Source organism: Corynebacterium macginleyi, assembly GCF_003688935.1.
Classification (GTDB): domain Bacteria; phylum Actinomycetota; class Actinomycetes; order Mycobacteriales; family Mycobacteriaceae; genus Corynebacterium; species Corynebacterium macginleyi.
In genome coordinates this window covers 1-1,218 of sequence record NZ_REGE01000051.1, presented here as the reverse complement: position 1 = coordinate 1,218, position 1,218 = coordinate 1, and the positions used below count along the sequence as shown (strand labels likewise).

The 1,218-nt window shown below is 51.6% G+C and carries 1 protein-coding gene; it reads left to right on the top strand.

Going from position 1 to position 1,218, the window contains the following annotated elements; all coding sequences use genetic code 11:
• Positions 1-8 precede the first annotated feature (8 nt).
• A partial coding sequence (locus D9V82_RS11945) for an IS256 family transposase (protein ID WP_121912537.1) occupies positions 9-1,218 on the top strand: 1,210 nt, incomplete at its 3' end.

Below are 1,218 nucleotides of genomic sequence, written 5' to 3'. Positions count from 1 at the left end.
TTGATGCGATTGAAAAGAAGCTTCTTGCTAACCCTGAGATGGCGAAACTGATTGATGAGCTAGGCACGTCTACAACGGATGCCAACGATCTGGTTCGGGGCATGTTGCAAGCCTCGATCACTAGGGGTTTGAATGCTGAGATGGATGCCCACCTTGGCTACAAGTCTGGCGACAGGAGTGCTAAAGCTGCTGCTGGGACAAACAATCACCGCAACGGGTCGTATCCAAAGACCGTGGATTCTAACTACGGGCCAGTAAGCATTGATGTTCCACGAGATAGAAACGGCACGTTTGTCCCTACGATGGTGCCCAAAGGCTTAAGGCGGCTGACAGATGTTGACGACATGATTGTCAGCTTATATGCCGGCGGAATGACCATTCGGGATATCCAGCATCATATGGCAACTGCGATGCGTGTCGATATCTCTCATGAAACAATTTCCGCGGTCACTGATGCCGTCCTTGATGAGGTCATGGTCTGGCAAAACCGCCAGCTAGATGAGTTCTACCCCGTTATCTTCCTGGACGCGTTACGCATTAAAGTCCGCGATGGTGGCAGGGTTGTCAACAAGTCTGCCTATATGGCTATCGGCGTGGATTTAGATGGCATCAAGCACATTTTGGGATTGTGGATTGCCAAAGAGGAAGGCGCATCGTTTTGGGCACAGGTATGCGCCAACTTATCTAACCGTGGGGTCAAGGACGTCTTTATCGTCTGCTGTGACGGGCTGAAAGGCTTGCCGCAGGCAGTAGAGGCAACATGGCCAAACTCTATGGTGCAGACCTGTATCGTGCACTTAATTCGCGCAGCTAACCGGTGGGTAGCTTACGGGGATCGCCGGGGCGTATCGGCTGCGTTGAAAAAGATTTACACCGCTGCGGACGAATCCACGGCTCAGGCTGCTTTAGACGATTTTGAAGCCTCTGAATTAGGAGAAAAGTATCCCCGCTCAGTCAAGGACTGGCGGGATGCTTGGGCGCGTTTCGTACCGTTTCTGCAGTTCCCGCCAGCAGCCAGGAAGGTTATCTATACGACGAATTCGATTGAATCATTCAACAATGAACTGCGTAAAGCTACCCGCAACAGGGTGCAGTTCACCAACGATGAATCAGCGCTCAAGACGTTATGGTTGATGATCTGCAATATTGAAGACAAACGAGCTATCAAGCGGGCGAAACAAGGCGAACGAGCCTCAGCTACAGCCAGCAGGCTCGTGG